This is a genomic window from Amycolatopsis sp. (genome assembly GCF_036008905.1).
In the GTDB taxonomy this organism is placed as follows: Bacteria; Actinomycetota; Actinomycetes; order Mycobacteriales; family Pseudonocardiaceae; genus Amycolatopsis.
In genome coordinates this window covers 1-14,573 of the sequence record NZ_DASYMU010000150.1, presented here as the reverse complement: position 1 = coordinate 14,573, position 14,573 = coordinate 1, and the positions used below count along the sequence as shown (strand labels likewise).

The following is a 14,573-nucleotide window of genomic DNA, read 5'->3' as shown; positions in this document are numbered from 1 at the left end:
GAGTAGTCCGGAGTCAGTTCTCCGGGAGAGTCCGGAGTCGATCCAGCAGGCGATCGAGGGTGCCGAGATCCCTGGCCGAGAACCCGGCGAAGACAGCACGGAGTTCGACGGCGTGCACCCCCGCGGCCTGCTCGACCTTCGCGAAACCTTCTTCGGTGATGACGGCGTACGAAACACGGCGATCGGTGGGGCACGGCTGCCGTGTCACCAGGCCCGCCGACTCCATGCGGTCGATCAGCCGCGTCACGCCGCCGGTGGTGAGCACGATCTGGCCCGCGAGCGCGCCCATGGTCATCCTGCCGTCGTCCGAACGCGCCAGGCGGAACAGCACTTCGAACCAGCCGAGAGGCAGCGTGGACCGCTCCGCGAGCACCTGGCCGACGGAACGCTGCAACCTGCCCGCCGCCTCGACGAGCCGGCCGAACGTCGTGATCAGGGGATCATCCAGCGGAGAGTCTTTCGCCACAACGGAATCCTAGCCGAGGAAAGTTGCACAGTCAGAGATCGGTCATTAGATTAAATCGGCTACTAACTATCTGACTGCTCAAGTAATCGCTCCGAGGAGAACCCATCGCTCCCGTTGTTGCCAGGCACGGCGTCGAAGACAGCACCGCGCCACTGGTCCTGCTCCTGCACGGCCGCGGCTCGCACGAACGCGACATCATCGGCCTCGCCGAGCGCCTGCCCGACGGCCTCGCCTACGCCGCCGTCCGCGCCCCGATCGCCGACGGCGCGGGCTACGCCTGGTTCGCCAACCGCGGTGCCGGGAGGCCGACGGCCGAATCGCTGCGCACCGGCCTCGACTGGTTCCGGCACTGGCTCGACGACGCCGCCCCGCCGCATCGGCCGGTCGTGCTGGTCGGGTTCAGCGGCGGCGCGGCGTTCGCCGGCGGGCTGGTCCTCGACGATCCCGAGCGTTACGCGGGATTGGCGCTGCTGTGCGGAACACTGCCGTTTTCCGCCGGGCTGCCCACCTCCCCCGGCCGGCTGGACGAGCTGCCCGTGTTCATCGCGCAAGGCGAGCACGATCAGGTCATCCCGCGCGAGCTCCTGGACCGCACCTGGGAGTACGTGCGGAACGAGTCCGGCGCTTCGGTGACCGCCCGGCGCGATCCCGTCGGTCACGAACTCGCGCCACAAGCGTTGGCAGCACTGAATTCCTGGCTGCGTGACCAGCTGCCGAGCGCGCAGCCCACGGCCACGTCCGGCTCGGTGAACGTGTTCGAGCACGACATCCGGCGCGGTAATTCCTGACGCTCAGGCCAGCGCCGCGCCACCGTCGACCGTGACGATCGTGCCGGTCGCGAACTCCTGGCTCATCAGGAAGACGTAGGCCTCCGCGATCTGGCTGGTTTCCCCGACCCGGCCCAGCAGGATCGACTTCCCCGTGTCGGCGTACATCCGCTCGCGGTCGGCCTCGGCCATGTTCGCCCACAACGGCGACTTCACGACCCCCGGCTTGACCGCGTTCACCCGCAACGGCGCCAGCTCGACGGCCAATGCGCGCACGAGCGAGTCCACCGCGCCGCAGATACTGGCCGCCACCGACCAGCCCGCGCCCGGCCGATCCGTCGCGGAACCGCTGGTGAGCACCACCGAACCGCCGCGACGCAGATGCCGCACAGCCGCGCTGACGGCGCCGAGTGCGCCGAAGTACCGCAGCTGGAATGCCTCGCGGGCGGCGTCGAGGTCCATTGTGTCCACGTTCAGCAGCGTCAGCGGCTCACCGGCGGTGAAGACGAGGTGGTCGAACTCGCCGATGCGGTCGAACGCTTCGGACACAGCGGTGGCGTCGGTCAGGTCGGCGACGTCACCGTGCGCGGTGGCGGGCAACGTGCCCAGCGCCCGCTTGACGCTGACGGGGTTGCTGGACACGACGAAGACCTCGGCGCCCTGCTCGGCGGCCAGATTCGCGGTGGCGAGGCCGATGCCCGAGGTGCCACCGAGGACCACTACGCGCTTGTTCTGGAGAGTCATGGTTCCGCCTTTCATCGGGTACCACTCCACCGTGCGCCCCGCGACCCGGCCGCGTCCAAGACCTATCCGGCGTTCTGTAATACCCTGAGAGCATCACTGCGAGAGGAATCCGATGGACGTCGACCTCCGGAAGCTGCGTTACTTCGTCGCCGTGGCGGAAGAGCTCCACTTCGGCCGCGCCGCCGAGCGGCTCCACATCGCCCAGCCCGTGCTGTCCCGGCAGATCCGGGCGCTGGAGGACGAGCTCCACGTCCAGGTTTTCGTGCGCACCAAACGATCCACCGAGCTCACTCCGGCGGGACGTCAGCTGCTCGACGACGCGCGCCCGCTGCTGGCCTCCGCCGAAGCGCTGCGGCGTCGCGCGGTGCTCGCGTCACGGGGGCCGTCGACGTTCACCATCGGGTTCATGCCCGGGATCACCGTCACCTCGGCCGTGCGCATCCTCACCGAGCGGCACCCGGAACTGACCGTCGAACTCGTGCGTACCTCCTGGGACGACCAGGTCGAGGTCCTGCGTGACGGCCGCGTCGACGTCAGTATCGTCCGGCTGCCGATCGACCAGCGCGGGCTGAGCGTCCGCCCGCTGTTCGACGAACCCCGCGTGGTGATGCTGCGCTCGGATCATCGCTTGGCGGGTAAGGAATCCGTCGCCATCGCCGACCTCGCCGGGGAGCACCTGCTGCAGGATCCGGACGCCGTCCCGGAATGGCGCGACATCGCCCTCGAACTCCGCGAAGGCCAGACGCGGCGGCCGATCCCCGGTATCCACAGCGTCGAGGAAAAGCTCGAGCACGTCGCCGCGGGCACCGGGATCTCCGTGATTCCCTTGTCCACAGCCAGTTTCTACACGCGCTCGGACGTCGTCGCGATCCCGGTCGACGACATCAGCCCGAACCACGTCTGCGCGGCGTGGACCGCGAACCGCCGCTCGCCGCTCCTGCCCGAGTTCGCCGAAATCGCCGCCATCCCCTAGGGATTCCGGCCGGTGAGTTGGTGGGGGACGGAGGAGGCGGGGCCATAGCGGAAGGGGCGGACGCGGTAGGTGGCGGCCTTTTCCTCGGGCAGGGTGATCAGGCCGACCGAGTTGACGTCCGGCTCCATCACCATCGCCTGGGTGAACTCGGTACCGCCCTGGGGTTTGACCTCCAGCAGATAGCCCTCTTCGTCGTTCGCGTGGTCGGTCCAGGTGAACCGGATCCCGTTGGCGTGCATGACGCTGGCCTTGAGCTCCGTCGGAACGGCTGTCCGGCTCGGCTGTTTCCCGTCCACCGCACCGGGAACCACCTTCGGGGGCGCCCACTCGTGGTCGTTCTCCTGGTCCTTCTCGCTGTAGTCCCCCGGCGGCAGGGTGACGTCGACCGGTGCCGACGCGGAGCCGTAGAACGGCCGGACCCGGTAGTAGAACGTCGTCTCCGGTATCAGGTCGGGATGCTTGTACGACGTCTGTCCCGGCGGCACGAACTGCAGGATCGTGTACGCCCCTTGGGGTTCCGTCGCGAACTCGACGATCTGCCCCGCGGCGGCGGGATCGGTGCCGCTCCACCGCAGCTCGACGTCGACGGGCGTGACCAGCTCAGCAGTCAAGCTCACGCCCGGTTCGACGGACGCAGAACAGCCACCGACAGCGAGTGACACCACAAGCAGCAGAATTCTTTTGCGCAAAGGAAACCTCGACAGTGAGAGGAACACGCGGCCGTCCACACGGGACGGCCGCGCGCGCGGGGACTACTTGCGCCAGAACTGGATTCCGCTCCACGTCACGGTGATCGGGCCGTTGCCGCTGCTGGTGCGGTACGCGCCGAACTTGTCGTAGTAGCTGCCGCTCGGGCTCGACACGGTGTTCTTCAGCGAGCCGTTGATGTAGGTCCGGTGACTGCTGCCGACCTGGTTGACCGTGTTGACCCGCACCGAAGTGCCGACAGTCGCGCCGCTGGCGATGGTGGCACCGCCTTCGACGGAGTACAACCGGCCACCGCGTTCCGCCGCCATGATGAAATACGGTCCGGCGGAAGGGGATTCGCGGAAGGTCTGCTTCAGGCTGATGCGCGTGCCACCCATGCTGGTGATCTTGAAGGAACCCTCGAACTGCCGCGTGCCACCGGTGTAGGTGTCGAACCGCCGCTCGGCGCGCTGCTCACCGCTGGTGCTGGAGCAGGTAAGGGTGAACGTCAGGCCGTTCGCCTGGCCACAGCCCTTGAGCTGGACGTTGTAGCCGGGCGAATACGAGGTCCAGCCACCGGGTTCGACCTGAGCGTACGCGGTCTGGGCACCGAGGAACATGCCACAAATTGCCAGGAGTCCGGCCGCCGCGCGCGATTTCTTCCGCATGCCAATTCCTCTTCCGTCACAGGATGAGCGATCCGGGAAGCGCGAACACTTTCCGGGCCGTTGGCGGCGGGCTTGGGTGAGCTTAAGAGAACGGGCCGGTTCTCACAAGGTCCGATCGGTTGTCGGTAAAAGAATCACTGGGCGGGCGGCAGGGTACGGCCGACCAGTGCCGCGATCACGTCGTCGACCGGAAACTGGTTGAGCACCTCCGGCAGCGTGAGCTGTTCGACGACGAGCCCGCTCATCGCGAGATAGAGCAGCACCACGGTCATGCTGTCGCCGGGCAGCCCGGAATCGAGGTGGAACCGGATGTTCTCGTCGAGGTTCGACGCGATGGTGCCGGTCAGTTCCTGCCGCAACTCAGGGCGGCGGGTGGCCTCCAGCCGAAGTTCCATCAGTGCCAGGTAACCACTGCGGTCCTTGAGAAGACGGCCCAGCAGCGCGTGCATGAACTCGACGACGACCTCGGGCGACGGCGGCGACTCCAAGGTGGCCGAGACCTCCGCCGGATCCGGCGTGAGCCGTACGTGGATATGCCGTCCGACCTGGTTGAGGAGGTCGTCACGGCTGGTGAAGTAGTTCGACGCCGTGCCGTTGGGGACGGCCGCTTCGGTGTCGACGGCCCGGAATGTCAGGCCGCGGGCGCCTTCCCTGGCCAGCACTTCGACGGCGGCGTCGACGAGTGCCGCGCGCCTTTCTGGGTTCTGCCGCATCGGACCTCCACTGAGACATGACCACTACGGTCAAAGTACTCCAAGTGAAGTGCTACCGCCGCTCAGCCGAGTCCGAGTCCTGTTTGAGCTTCAAGATGCTGTTGGCCGCGTGGAACCCTTGCGGGATCGACAGGTTCGGGTAGACGAACGAGCCCTTGCCGATCAGCACCCCCGGCTGGACCACGACGTTGGGCCCGGTCCGCACCCGGTCGCCGAGCACCGCGCCGAACCGGCGCCGCCCGATGTCCGCCGACTTCGCCCGCGCCGCCCGCCGGAAACCATCCGATCGGGCGGAACCTTCGGCGGGCGTGCGACTCAGCCGCGTCCCGGTCCCGAGGACGACGTCGTGCCCCAGCACGCTTTCCCCCACATGGGCCAGATGCGGTGCCCTGGCCCGCGGGAGGAACACGGAATTCCGGACTTCGGACGCGGGCCCGACCATGCTTCCGCCGAGCAGCAGGCAGTTTCCGCCCACCGACGCGCCGCCGCAGATCGACACGGACCGTCCGAGATAGACCGGTCCTTCGACGATCGCGCCGGGCTCGATGACGGTTCCCTCGCCGACGAACAGCGGTCCGTCGCCGAGCACCGCGCCGTCCATGACCGTGCCGCGGATGATCCGCCGCCCGCCGAGCAGCCGCGCGAGCACCTCGGGGAGTACGTCGATCAGCTCCCACGCTTCGCTGATGTCACTGAAGAGACTCCGCAACTCGGGTGTGCGGAGATCGAAGAACTTGTCCGGCTCGAACATCCTGCCTCCGCACGAACTTTCCCATTTCCCCTCTCCCAAAGTCGCGCCGCGCGGAAAGTTGTTACCGACCCACAACAACAGTTACGCCAGTCGTGTCAGATCGGGAGCAAGCGCGTAACAAGCCGGCTCAATTGGTGCACATTGCGGCATTCGTGCATCTCGACGACCTGCTCGTACGCCCGCGCCGCCGAGTCGCCAGTGGACCACAGCGCGGTGCGTTCCGGGTTGAGCCAGTAGGTGTGCCGCGCGGCGCCGGCGATCCGGCGCAGCGCGGGAAGGTTCGGGTCACCGCCGTTCGTGCGAGCGTCACCGAGGATCAGCACGGACGTCTTGGGCCCGACCGCGGAAAGGTGGTTCTCGGTGAATTCCTGCAGCGCCCGGCCGTAATCGCTGTGACCGTCCCATTTGGTCAACATCGCCTCGCTGAGGATGCGGCTGCCGAGTTCCTGCGGATCGGCCGAGCCGCTGGTGACGAGATGGGTGATCTCGTCGGTGCTGTCGATGAACGCGAACACGCGGACCTTGCTGAATTGGTCCCGCAACGCTTGCACCAGCAGCATGGTGAAATTCGCGAATCCCGCCACGGAACCGGAAAGATCACAGAAGAGCACGATCTCCGGACGACTCGGCCGGTGCCGCCGATACGACGGCTTCAGCGGAACCCCGCCGGTGGACAGCGAGCGCCGCAACGTCCGGCGCAGGTCGATCTGGCCCCGCGCGCTACGACGTCGGCGCGCCGCTAGCCGCGTGGCGAGCTTGCGGGACAACGGATACACCGCGCGCCGGAGTTCGGCGAGCTGGGTACGGCTCGCGATGAGGAAGTCGACGCGGTCCGCCGCGGGCGGGATCGCGTGGCGGGCGACCCGTTCCCGGCCGCGCAGTTCCGCGGCGCGCCGCCGGGCTTCCGTCCGGACCAGACCGCGGAAACCCTCGATGCGACGCCGGATGTCCTCACGGTCGAGTCTGTCGGCGAAGTCGCTCTCGTCCGCGCCCGCACGCATCGCCGCGAGCACCCGGACCAGCAACGTCTGCGGCTGCACCCGGTCGAGTGTCTGATGCGCCGACCAGCCCCCGGAACCCGCGCCGTTCCCGGCCGTTCCCGCGCCGGAACCGCCGGAGCCGTACTGGCCGAACATGTCCACGGCTGTCCCGGCGAGCTGGGTCATGGCCTGCTCGTCGTTCGCGGCGAGCGCGGCGGCGAGTTGTTCGCGCAGCGCGTCGAGATCGGCCACCTGCCCGGTCCGCCTGGCCGACTCGGGCGCGCCGACACCCAGCGGGAAGTAGAGATCGAAGGTCGCGTCGAACACCGACCGCTGGCCCCCGCGCCGCACCAAAGCGGCGGCGAGACCCTCGCGCATGTGTTCGCGCGAGTCCAGGCCGAGCACCTTCAGCGCGGCCGCGGCGTCGATCGTCTCACTGGGACCGGCCTGGATTCCCTGCTCCCGCAACGCTTCCACGAAGCCGACGAGCCGTTCGGGAAGCCCGGCCACCGGCTCGCTCACGACCCGCCCAAAACCCTGTCGAGCTCGAGATGCGCGTCGGCCTTCGCGACGTCGTCCTGGTGTTTGAGGATGACACCGAGGCTCGCGCGCACCACGTTTTCGTCGAGGGTGTCCGCGCCGAGAGCGAGGAGCGTGCGCGCCCAGTCGATCGTCTCGGCGACCGAAGGCGCCTTGCGCAGCTCCATGGCCCGCAACGCGCTGACGACCTTGACGAGCGACTCGGCCAGTGTCTCGTCCATCTCCGGCACCTTCAGCCGGACGATGCGGCGCTCGAGTTCGGCGTCGGGGAAGTCGATGTGCAGGAACAGGCATCGGCGCCGCAGCGCTTCCGAGAGCTCGCGGGTCGCGTTGGATGTGAGCACGACGAAGGGCTGCTGGGTCGCGGTGATGGTGCCCAGCTCGGGCACGGTGACCTGGAAGTCGCCCAGCACTTCGAGCAGCAGGCCCTCGATCTCGACGTCGGCCTTGTCGGTCTCGTCGATGAGCAGGACCGTCGGCTCGGTGCCGGAGATGGCCGTCAGCAGCGGGCGCGGGAGCAGGAACTCCTCTCTGAAGATGTCGGTGCGCGCTTCGTCCCAGGTCTCGTCGCGCCCGGCGGTGATGCGCAGAAGCTGCTTCGCGTGGTTCCACTCGTAGAGTGCCCGCGACTCGTCGACGCCTTCGTAGCACTGCAACCGGACCAGCCGGGAGCCGCTGGCTTCCGCGACGGCCTTCGCCAGCTCGGTCTTGCCGACGCCGGCGGGCCCCTCGACCAGCAGGGGCTTGCCGAGCTGGTCGGCGAGGAACACCGTCGTCGCCACGGCGGTGGAGGCGAGATAGCCGGTCTCGGCCAGCCGCGCGGTCACGTCGTCCACCGAGGTGAAGTACCCGGTGCCAGTCACTTTGCTCACACCCGCGACTCTAGTGAATCAGAGACAGATTTCACGCGATGGTGTCCTTATTCTTTAGCTAAGCTCACGACATGACCTATGTCCCGGCTGCCAGCCGCTACGAGTCCATCCCCTACCGGCGCACCGGCCGAAGTGGACTGAAACTGCCCGCCATCTCCCTGGGCCTGTGGCACAACTTCGGTCACGACAAGCCCTACGACACGCAGCGCGCCATCGCGCGCCGCGCGTTCGACCTGGGCATCACCCATTTCGACCTGGCCAACAACTACGGCCCGCCCTACGGCTCCGCCGAAACGAACTTCGGCCGCATGATCGCCGACGACTTCCGCCCGTTCCGGGACGAGCTGATCATTTCGTCCAAGGCCGGTTACGACATGTGGCCCGGCCCCTACGGCGACTGGGGCTCACGCAAGTACCTGCTCGCGTCGCTCGACCAGTCACTCGGCCGTCTCGGCCTGGACTACGTCGACATCTTCTATTCGCACCGCGTCGACCCCGAGACCCCGCTGGAAGAGACCGTCGGCGCGCTCGACACCGCGGTCCGCTCCGGCAAGGCGCTCTACGTCGGCATCTCGTCGTACTCGTCGGAGAAGACCCGCGAAGCCGCCCGCCTGCTGCGAGAGCTCGGCACGCCGCTGCTCATCCACCAGCCGTCGTACTCGATGCTCAACCGCTGGACCGAGTCCGACCACCTCCTCGACACGCTCGAAGAGGTCGGCGCGGGCTGCATCGCGTTCTCGCCGCTGGCCCAGGGCCTGCTGACCGACCGCTACCTCAACGGCGTCCCCTCGGACTCCCGCGCGGCGCAGGGCAAGTCGCTCAACCCGGACACGCTGACCGACGACGCGCTGGCCAAGGTCCGCGCGCTCAACGCCATCGCCGAACGCCGTGGTCAGAGCCTCGCGCAGCTCGCCCTCGCGTGGGGCCTGCGTGACCCGCGCATGACGTCGGTGCTCATCGGCGCCAGCAGCGTCACGCAGCTCGAGAACAACGTCGGCGCGCTCGACAACCTCGAGTTCACCGCCGAAGAGCTCGCCGAGATCGACCGCTACGCCACCACCGACGCGGACATCAACCTCTGGAAGAAGTCCACCGACAGCTGACCCTCACGCGCTATGAACGGACCTTTCCTTGCGTTTCCTGCAAGGAAAGGTCCGTTCATAGCATCGGCGCTAGGAAAGGTCCGTTCATAGCGTCCCGTGCAAGGAACGGTCCGTTCATAGCGCGTCGGCGTCAGGGAGCCGGGCAAGCCGCGAAGAATCCTCGCGTCCCACTCGGATAAGCCGAAGCGTCGGTGAACCGGCACCCGTACCCTGCCGACGCCACCACCTTCGGATCATCGACGACGTCCGCGGCCGGGCGGCGTCCGGTGTCCACCCACCGCACCAGGTCGTTCCAAGCCGTCGAGACTTCCTTGTTCCCGAACTCGCAGTGCTCAGCGGTCCGGATCGCGCGCTGCGCGAGCAGCCGCGTCTTGCCGTGCCGGGCGACGTCGTCGCGGTAGACCTGTTCCATCGAGAACGGCACGAACAGGTCCCCGAGCCCGTGCAGGCTCAGCACCGGCGCCGTGGGCACGCCGAAGATCTGCGGGTTCGCCGACAACTTGGGCGAGAGCCGGGCGCGCAGGTTCTCCGCGGGGACGCGCTGAACCGTCCGGTTCACCTCGACCGGGGTGTCCGGCCGGTACCGCGTGAAGAGGTTCGTCGCGATCTGCCCGGGGTCCTGGGCCAGCGTGTCGCCCTCCGACGGGGCGCCGAGGCTGAAAAGGAAGTCCTTCCAGTAGGCGAAAGCCGTGTCCGCGCCGGGCCGCACGCCACCGGTCTGGTTTACGGTGATCGCCCGCAGCTGCGCGCCCTTCGGGTTGAGCGTGTCCGGGCCGCCGGGCTTCAGCTCGGTCATCCCGAGCGCCTGCTGGATCTTCGGCACCGCGTTGGTCAGGTAGTCCGCCGGGGCCGGGTACGCGGGCACGTCGGCAAGGTCCTGCGCGACGAGGTTGTAATCGGCGAAGGTGTCGAACAGCTCGTGGTCGCCGAGCACCCCGCACATCGGCAGCGCACCGGCGTAGAAACCGGGGTACTCCTCGAGCGAACGGCCGATGACGTGCCCGCCCATCGAAACCCCGGCGATGAAGACCTGCTTCGGCCGCTGGACGAGTTTGCCGAACAACGTCGCCAGTTCGCGGGTCGTCGTGACCCCGGAAGCGACGTCGTAACCGTTGGTGGCATAAGAAGAAGCCGCCCACGCGTAGCCCTGGTCAAGCAGTTGCTGACGCAGTCCGTAGGCGGGCGGGTCGATGGTCAGCACGGTGCCTTGGCCGCGGTAGCCGTGCGCCCACAGGGCGAGTTTGCCGTTCCACTTCGGCGGGACTTCGATGACGTACCCGGCGTGACTGTCCACGCCTTGCAGGACTCGCGCCGTTTTCCCGCCGACCACCGCGGGCGTCAACGGCGGATTGCTGATCGTGTACCCGGGGAGCGGCCCACCGCCGCCGCTCGCCTGTGCCGGTACCACGCCTACGAGGGAGAACCCCAGGACAAGAATCAGGACGACGCGCAAACCGCGCATACCGCACCTCCTTGTGCGGAGCCGAGGTTAGCGCGCGCCGACCACCTGGTCCAGGTACGGCCCGAGCACCACGGACATCGTCGCGGCCGTCTCGGCCGGGGTGCCGTCGGGCGAGGCGGCGTGGCTGATCGCGAGGCGCACGAGGTACTTGGCGGCGACCACGAGCGCGCCGGCGTCGGCGTGCGGCCACTGCCCGGTCAGGAACGCGGCGAGCCTGTCCGTGGCGCTGTGCAGCACGGGCCCGGCCTGGTTGGTGACGAGCGCGAGCAGGCCGTCGCTGTTGTCGCCCGCGACGATCGCCTTGATCAGCGGCTCCTCGGCGGCGGCGGTCAGGAACACCTCGACCGCGGCGCGGATCGCCTGGCGCGGATCCTCGCGATGTGGCACCAGCGCGTTCTCGACGGCCGTGAGGAACTCGTCGGCCTCGCGCAGGATGTACGCCTGCGCGAACGCCTGCCGCGAGCCGAACTCCTTGTACAGCGTCTGCCTGCTGACGCCGGCCGTGGACGCGATGTCCGCCATCTTGAGGTCGGCCCACTCGTGGTCGCGCAGCAGGTCACGGGTGGCGTCGAGCAGGGTGTCCCGGAGCAGGACACGGGCCGCTTCGGCAAAGGGAACTCGGCGTTTCGCGGCGGTCATGTCCACCACGTTGTCAGCGACCCCCGCCGGTGTCAACGAGGTGGACAGCACAATGCTGACTCGCCCATCAACCCGCGACGCGATTTGCGCACGGCGGAGCGACTCTGGGCCGTTGGCTCACGCCCGCTCGACTTCCACCATGACAAAGTCCGCCTTGGCCGCACCGCAGTCCGGGCAGGACCAGTCGTCCGGGATGTCGTCCCAGCGGGTGCCGGGGGCGATGTCCTCGTCGGGCCAGCCCAGCTCCTCGTCGTACTCGAAACCGCAGACCTCACAGCGATAGACCTTCACGCGGGTATCTCCTCGAAATCGATCTTCTCCCGGACGCCGCAATCGGGACACGCCCAGTCGTCGGGAACATCGGCCCAGACTGTGCCGGGCGGGAAGCCTTCCCGGGGCGCGCCGGCTTCTTCGTCGTAGACGTATTCACAGACCTCGCAACGGAATCGGCTCATGCGGCGGCGCCGTAACGGGCCAGCACCTTGTTCCGGTTGCGGGGGTTGACGTTCGCCAGCGTCACGTCACCCGAGTAGTGGGCGAGCACGCGCTTGTCCATCACGCGGCGCCACACCGGCGGGAAGTACGCGCAGACGATCATCGACGCGTAGCCCGCGGGCAGCTGCGGCGCCTGCTCGAAATGGCGGAGCGCCTGGTAACGCCGCGTCGGGTTGGCGTGGTGATCGCTGTGGCGCTGCAGGTGGTAGAGGAAAACGTTGGTGCAGACGTTGTTGCTGTTCCAGCTGTGCCGCGGCGCGGGGCGTTCGTAACGGCCCTTCGGCTCCTTCTGGCGCATGAGGCCGTAGTGCTCCAGGTAGTTCACCGCTTCCAGCAGCGCGAACCCGAACACCGCCTGGATGAGCAGGTACGGCAGCACCGAGACACCGAAGACCGCGACGAGCGCGCCGAAGAGGACCACGGTCATCAGCCAGGCGTTGACGACGTCGTTGCGCAGGCTCCAGACGCTCTTGCCGAGCCGGTTCATCCGCGTCTTTTCCAGGCCCCAGCCCGATTTCAGGCTGCCGACGACCGAACGCGGCAGGAAGCCCCAGAACGTCTCGCCGAGCCGTGAGCTGGCCGGGTCTTCGGGAGTGGCGACGCGGACGTGGTGGCCGCGGTTGTGCTCGATGAAGAAGTGCCCGTACGCCGACTGCGCGAGCGCGATCTTCGACAGCCAGCGTTCGAGCTCGTCCTTCTTGTGGCCCAGTTCGTGCGCGGTGTTGATGCCGATGCCCGCGACGATGCCGACCGTCACCGCCAGCCCGATCTTGTCCACGATCGACATCGGGTGCGTGGTCCAGAGCCAGCACGCGACCGCCAGCGAGACGTACTGGATCGGCAGGTACAGATAGGTGACCCAGCGGTAGTAGCGGTCCTTCTCGAGCCATTCGATCAAGTCGTCCGGCGGGTTTTCCGCGTCGGTGCCGATGACGACGTCGACCAGCGGGATGAGCAGGAAGACGATGATCGGGCCTGCCCACCAGAACAGGCCGAGGCCGGTGGCCGAAACGAGGCCCCAGGCGATGAACGGCGCGGTGGGGATGATCAGGCCGAGCAACCACGCGTAGCGCTTGCCGTCGCGCCAGGTGACTTCCTGCTGCTCCGCTTCTCCGCCGACCGCTGACGTCATCGCGCGCCTCCTTGCGTACCATTTACACAGCCATGCCTTGCGTCCGAACCCTAGACACGAGCAGCCATCGTGTCAACCAGGAGCACGACGTGTCCGCCGCTCCCGTACGAGTGTCAGCTGTTCCTGCACCTGTGCCCGCCAACCTCGCTCGCAGACCACGAGTGACCGCTCATGCATCAGGTCACCGACATGCCCCGACCAGGCGATCAGGCGTGCGGCCGGGGTCGTGGTACCGGCAGGGCTGGATGGTCTGGCCGCACCGGGATTCCCGCGGCTCGCCGATAGGCGAGGTCGCACCGCCAACAGGTGGTGGGTGCGGTCTCGATGATGGGGCCTGCGGCGACGAATTCGGCGGGTTCGCTTTCGCCGCACATCATGATGAGTTGCTCACCAGGCCGCGGCATGCGATGGAGATTGGCGACGCGGTGCCAGCGGCCATTGGTCACCGGATGTACGGCGGTGAGGTCGATCATGATGCGGGCGTTCACACGATCACCAAGCCTCGAACGATAAGGGCGTACGGGTTCTTTCGCGCCCAAACCGCACAGCCGCGGCAGGATTCGAGCGAGTCGCCCAGCTCGGGCCGGTCACCTTCGCTGACCATGTCGCGAGGGTGCCGCCGTGGATACGGGAAATCGCGGCAGACTGGGGCGACGCGCTCCTGCGCAGGGTTGTCCAGCTGATCTATCCGATAGAAGTGTCGCTGGCGGTCCCCAGAGTAGAAGCGAACCGCAATCCTGATCGTCATGCCGAGTCCACCCTGACCGTCCACCATCTGCAGTCTCCCCGCTAGATCCTGGGTGACATTCTCGTCACTGTGGACCCACATTCTGACTGTGCGTCCACAATTAGCACAATCGCCCGGACGAATGACGTTTCGCCGTGGCGCTGTGAACTACGATTCTGTGCATGGCACGCACAGCCGAGACGCCTCGTTCCCTGGACCTTGGCCTGCTCTTGGTCAAGTACCGGAAGCGCGCGAAACTGTCCCAGATCGCCCTCGCCGCACAGCTCGGACGCAGCCATTCAGATGTATCGCGCTACGAGAACGGCAAGCAGGGCATGGATCAGGCCACCCTCGGCGCCATACTCGGGGTCTTGGGCGTAACCGGCGCCGAGCTCGATGAAGCTCTCGAACTACACAATCGCATCTCGGACCCGAACTGGCTCGCGCTCGGCGTGGACCGCCAACTCGCCGTCGTCCGGGAGTACGAAGACTCGGCCGCTCGGATCATCAACGTCCAGCCCCAGCTTGTCCCCGGTCCGCTGCAGACGCGCGACTACGCGCTGACAGTGATGCTCGCCGCCGGCGCCACGCCCGGAGAGGCGCAGACCGGCGCAGACTTCCGCATGGCACGTGGCACGAAGATCCTCAACGGCGACGTTGAATACGAGGCGATCATCAGCGAATACGCACTGCGCTACCCGGCCTGTGGAATGGGCGGCGCGGCCGATCAACTCCGGCACCTGCAGAAGGTCGCGGAACTGCCACACGTCACGATCCGGTCCACGAAAATCGCTGCGGGATACACGCCTATGCGGCAAGGATCGTTCGTGCTGATCGAATCCACGAAGTCCGTG

The 14,573-nt window shown here is 67.5% G+C and carries 17 protein-coding genes and 1 pseudogene; 4 read left to right on the top strand and 14 right to left on the bottom strand.

All coding sequences use genetic code 11. The annotated features are described in order from the left end of the window. Positions 1 to 13: 13 nt before the first annotated feature. Together VGP60_RS26350 and VGP60_RS26345 are read right to left on the bottom strand one after the other, a co-directional pair. Entirely contained in the window at positions 14 to 466 is a 453-nt protein-coding gene (locus VGP60_RS26350; RefSeq protein ID WP_327550786.1) for a MarR family transcriptional regulator, read from the bottom strand. Between the two features lie 62 nt (positions 467 to 528). Beyond that, a complete protein-coding gene (locus VGP60_RS26345) occupies positions 529 to 816 on the bottom strand; it encodes a hypothetical protein (protein WP_327550785.1) in 288 nt (95 codons plus the stop codon). Between the two features lie 36 nt (positions 817 to 852). On the opposite strand from VGP60_RS26345, the gene VGP60_RS26340 reads away from it, so the two are divergent. Beyond that, positions 853 to 1,254, top strand: a complete 402-nt coding sequence (locus VGP60_RS26340) for a hypothetical protein (protein ID WP_327550784.1) — start codon at positions 853 to 855, stop codon at positions 1,252 to 1,254. Positions 1,255 to 1,257: 3 nt separating this feature from the next. On the opposite strand, the gene VGP60_RS26335 is transcribed toward VGP60_RS26340, so the two are convergent. Further along, the gene (locus VGP60_RS26335; protein WP_327550783.1) at positions 1,258 to 1,977 is read right to left on the bottom strand and encodes an SDR family oxidoreductase; all 720 of its coding nucleotides are present in this window, start codon (positions 1,975 to 1,977) and stop codon (positions 1,258 to 1,260) included. A gap of 112 nt (positions 1,978 to 2,089) precedes the next feature. Here VGP60_RS26335 and VGP60_RS26330 point away from each other — a divergent pair, with 112 nt between their 5' ends. Further along, the gene (locus tag VGP60_RS26330) at positions 2,090 to 2,950 is read left to right on the top strand and encodes a LysR family transcriptional regulator (protein ID WP_327550782.1); all 861 of its coding nucleotides are present in this window, start codon (positions 2,090 to 2,092) and stop codon (positions 2,948 to 2,950) included. Here VGP60_RS26330 and VGP60_RS26325 read toward each other — a convergent pair. The 6 genes from VGP60_RS26325 to VGP60_RS26300 all read right to left on the bottom strand — a co-directional run bounded on the left by VGP60_RS26325 (position 2,947) and on the right by VGP60_RS26300 (position 8,152). Next, on the bottom strand, positions 2,947 to 3,567 hold the full coding sequence (locus VGP60_RS26325) for a fibronectin type III domain-containing protein (protein WP_327550781.1): 621 nt from the start codon (positions 3,565 to 3,567) through the stop codon (positions 2,947 to 2,949). The two genes, VGP60_RS26330 and VGP60_RS26325, sit on opposite strands and share 4 nt — an antisense overlap. 135 nt (positions 3,568 to 3,702) lie before the next feature. Then, on the bottom strand, positions 3,703 to 4,257 hold the full coding sequence (locus VGP60_RS26320; RefSeq protein ID WP_414640407.1) for a hypothetical protein: 555 nt from the start codon (positions 4,255 to 4,257) through the stop codon (positions 3,703 to 3,705). Positions 4,258 to 4,439: 182 nt separating this feature from the next. After that, the gene (locus VGP60_RS26315) at positions 4,440 to 5,018 is read right to left on the bottom strand and encodes a TetR/AcrR family transcriptional regulator (RefSeq protein WP_327550779.1); all 579 of its coding nucleotides are present in this window, start codon (positions 5,016 to 5,018) and stop codon (positions 4,440 to 4,442) included. A 52-nt stretch (positions 5,019 to 5,070) separates the two neighbouring features. After that, positions 5,071 to 5,769, bottom strand: a complete 699-nt coding sequence (locus VGP60_RS26310; RefSeq protein WP_327550778.1) for a hypothetical protein — start codon at positions 5,767 to 5,769, stop codon at positions 5,071 to 5,073. 95 nt (positions 5,770 to 5,864) lie between these two features. Further along, complete coding sequence (locus VGP60_RS26305; protein ID WP_327550788.1) at positions 5,865 to 7,259, bottom strand: vWA domain-containing protein; 1,395 nt, start codon at positions 7,257 to 7,259, stop codon at positions 5,865 to 5,867. 8 nt (positions 7,260 to 7,267) lie between these two features. Next, on the bottom strand, positions 7,268 to 8,152 hold the full coding sequence (locus VGP60_RS26300; protein WP_327550787.1) for a MoxR family ATPase: 885 nt from the start codon (positions 8,150 to 8,152) through the stop codon (positions 7,268 to 7,270). An 80-nt stretch (positions 8,153 to 8,232) separates the two neighbouring features. Between VGP60_RS26300 and mgrA the strand changes: the two genes are divergently transcribed. Next, complete coding sequence (gene mgrA / locus VGP60_RS26295) at positions 8,233 to 9,264, top strand: L-glyceraldehyde 3-phosphate reductase (protein WP_327550777.1); 1,032 nt, start codon at positions 8,233 to 8,235, stop codon at positions 9,262 to 9,264. A gap of 130 nt (positions 9,265 to 9,394) precedes the next feature. Here the strand turns inward: mgrA and VGP60_RS26290 are convergent, their stop codons facing one another. The 5 genes and pseudogenes from VGP60_RS26290 to VGP60_RS26265 form a co-directional block, all read right to left on the bottom strand. After that, the gene (locus VGP60_RS26290; RefSeq protein WP_327550776.1) at positions 9,395 to 10,726 is read right to left on the bottom strand and encodes a hypothetical protein; all 1,332 of its coding nucleotides are present in this window, start codon (positions 10,724 to 10,726) and stop codon (positions 9,395 to 9,397) included. Positions 10,727 to 10,753: 27 nt separating this feature from the next. Continuing rightward, entirely contained in the window at positions 10,754 to 11,365 is a 612-nt protein-coding gene (locus tag VGP60_RS26285; RefSeq protein ID WP_327550775.1) for a TetR family transcriptional regulator, read from the bottom strand. A 117-nt stretch (positions 11,366 to 11,482) separates the two neighbouring features. Beyond that, entirely contained in the window at positions 11,483 to 11,656 is a 174-nt protein-coding gene (locus VGP60_RS26280) for a rubredoxin (protein ID WP_327550774.1), read from the bottom strand. Next, positions 11,653 to 12,992, bottom strand: a pseudogene (locus VGP60_RS26270) (fatty acid desaturase). The gene VGP60_RS26280 and the pseudogene VGP60_RS26270 overlap by 4 nt, the downstream one beginning before the upstream one ends. A 206-nt stretch (positions 12,993 to 13,198) precedes the next feature. Further along, a complete protein-coding gene (locus VGP60_RS26265) occupies positions 13,199 to 13,480 on the bottom strand; it encodes a hypothetical protein (RefSeq protein WP_327550771.1) in 282 nt (93 codons plus the stop codon). A 421-nt stretch (positions 13,481 to 13,901) separates the two neighbouring features. On the opposite strand from VGP60_RS26265, the gene VGP60_RS26260 reads away from it, so the two are divergent. Next, positions 13,902 to 14,573, top strand: a 672-nt coding sequence (locus VGP60_RS26260; RefSeq protein WP_327550770.1) for a Scr1 family TA system antitoxin-like transcriptional regulator, incomplete at its 3' end; no start/stop codon positions are given.

What these genes read in the sequence shown, in the direction of transcription:
- VGP60_RS26310 (WP_327550778.1), bottom strand. Translation starts at nt 5,769, where the DNA reads ATGTTCGAGCCGGACAAGTTCTTCGATCTCCGCACACCCGAGTTGCGG.
- VGP60_RS26315 (WP_327550779.1), bottom strand. Translation starts at nt 5,018, where the DNA reads ATGCGGCAGAACCCAGAAAGGCGCGCGGCACTCGTCGACGCCGCCGTC.
- VGP60_RS26330 (WP_327550782.1), top strand. Translation starts at nt 2,090, where the DNA reads ATGGACGTCGACCTCCGGAAGCTGCGTTACTTCGTCGCCGTGGCGGAA.
- VGP60_RS26290 (WP_327550776.1), bottom strand. Translation starts at nt 10,726, where the DNA reads ATGCGCGGTTTGCGCGTCGTCCTGATTCTTGTCCTGGGGTTCTCCCTC.
- VGP60_RS26335 (WP_327550783.1), bottom strand. Translation starts at nt 1,977, where the DNA reads ATGACTCTCCAGAACAAGCGCGTAGTGGTCCTCGGTGGCACCTCGGGC.
- mgrA (WP_327550777.1), top strand. Translation starts at nt 8,233, where the DNA reads ATGACCTATGTCCCGGCTGCCAGCCGCTACGAGTCCATCCCCTACCGG.
- VGP60_RS26320 (WP_414640407.1), bottom strand. Translation starts at nt 4,257, where the DNA reads ATGTTCCTCGGTGCCCAGACCGCGTACGCTCAGGTCGAACCCGGTGGC.
- VGP60_RS26285 (WP_327550775.1), bottom strand. Translation starts at nt 11,365, where the DNA reads ATGACCGCCGCGAAACGCCGAGTTCCCTTTGCCGAAGCGGCCCGTGTC.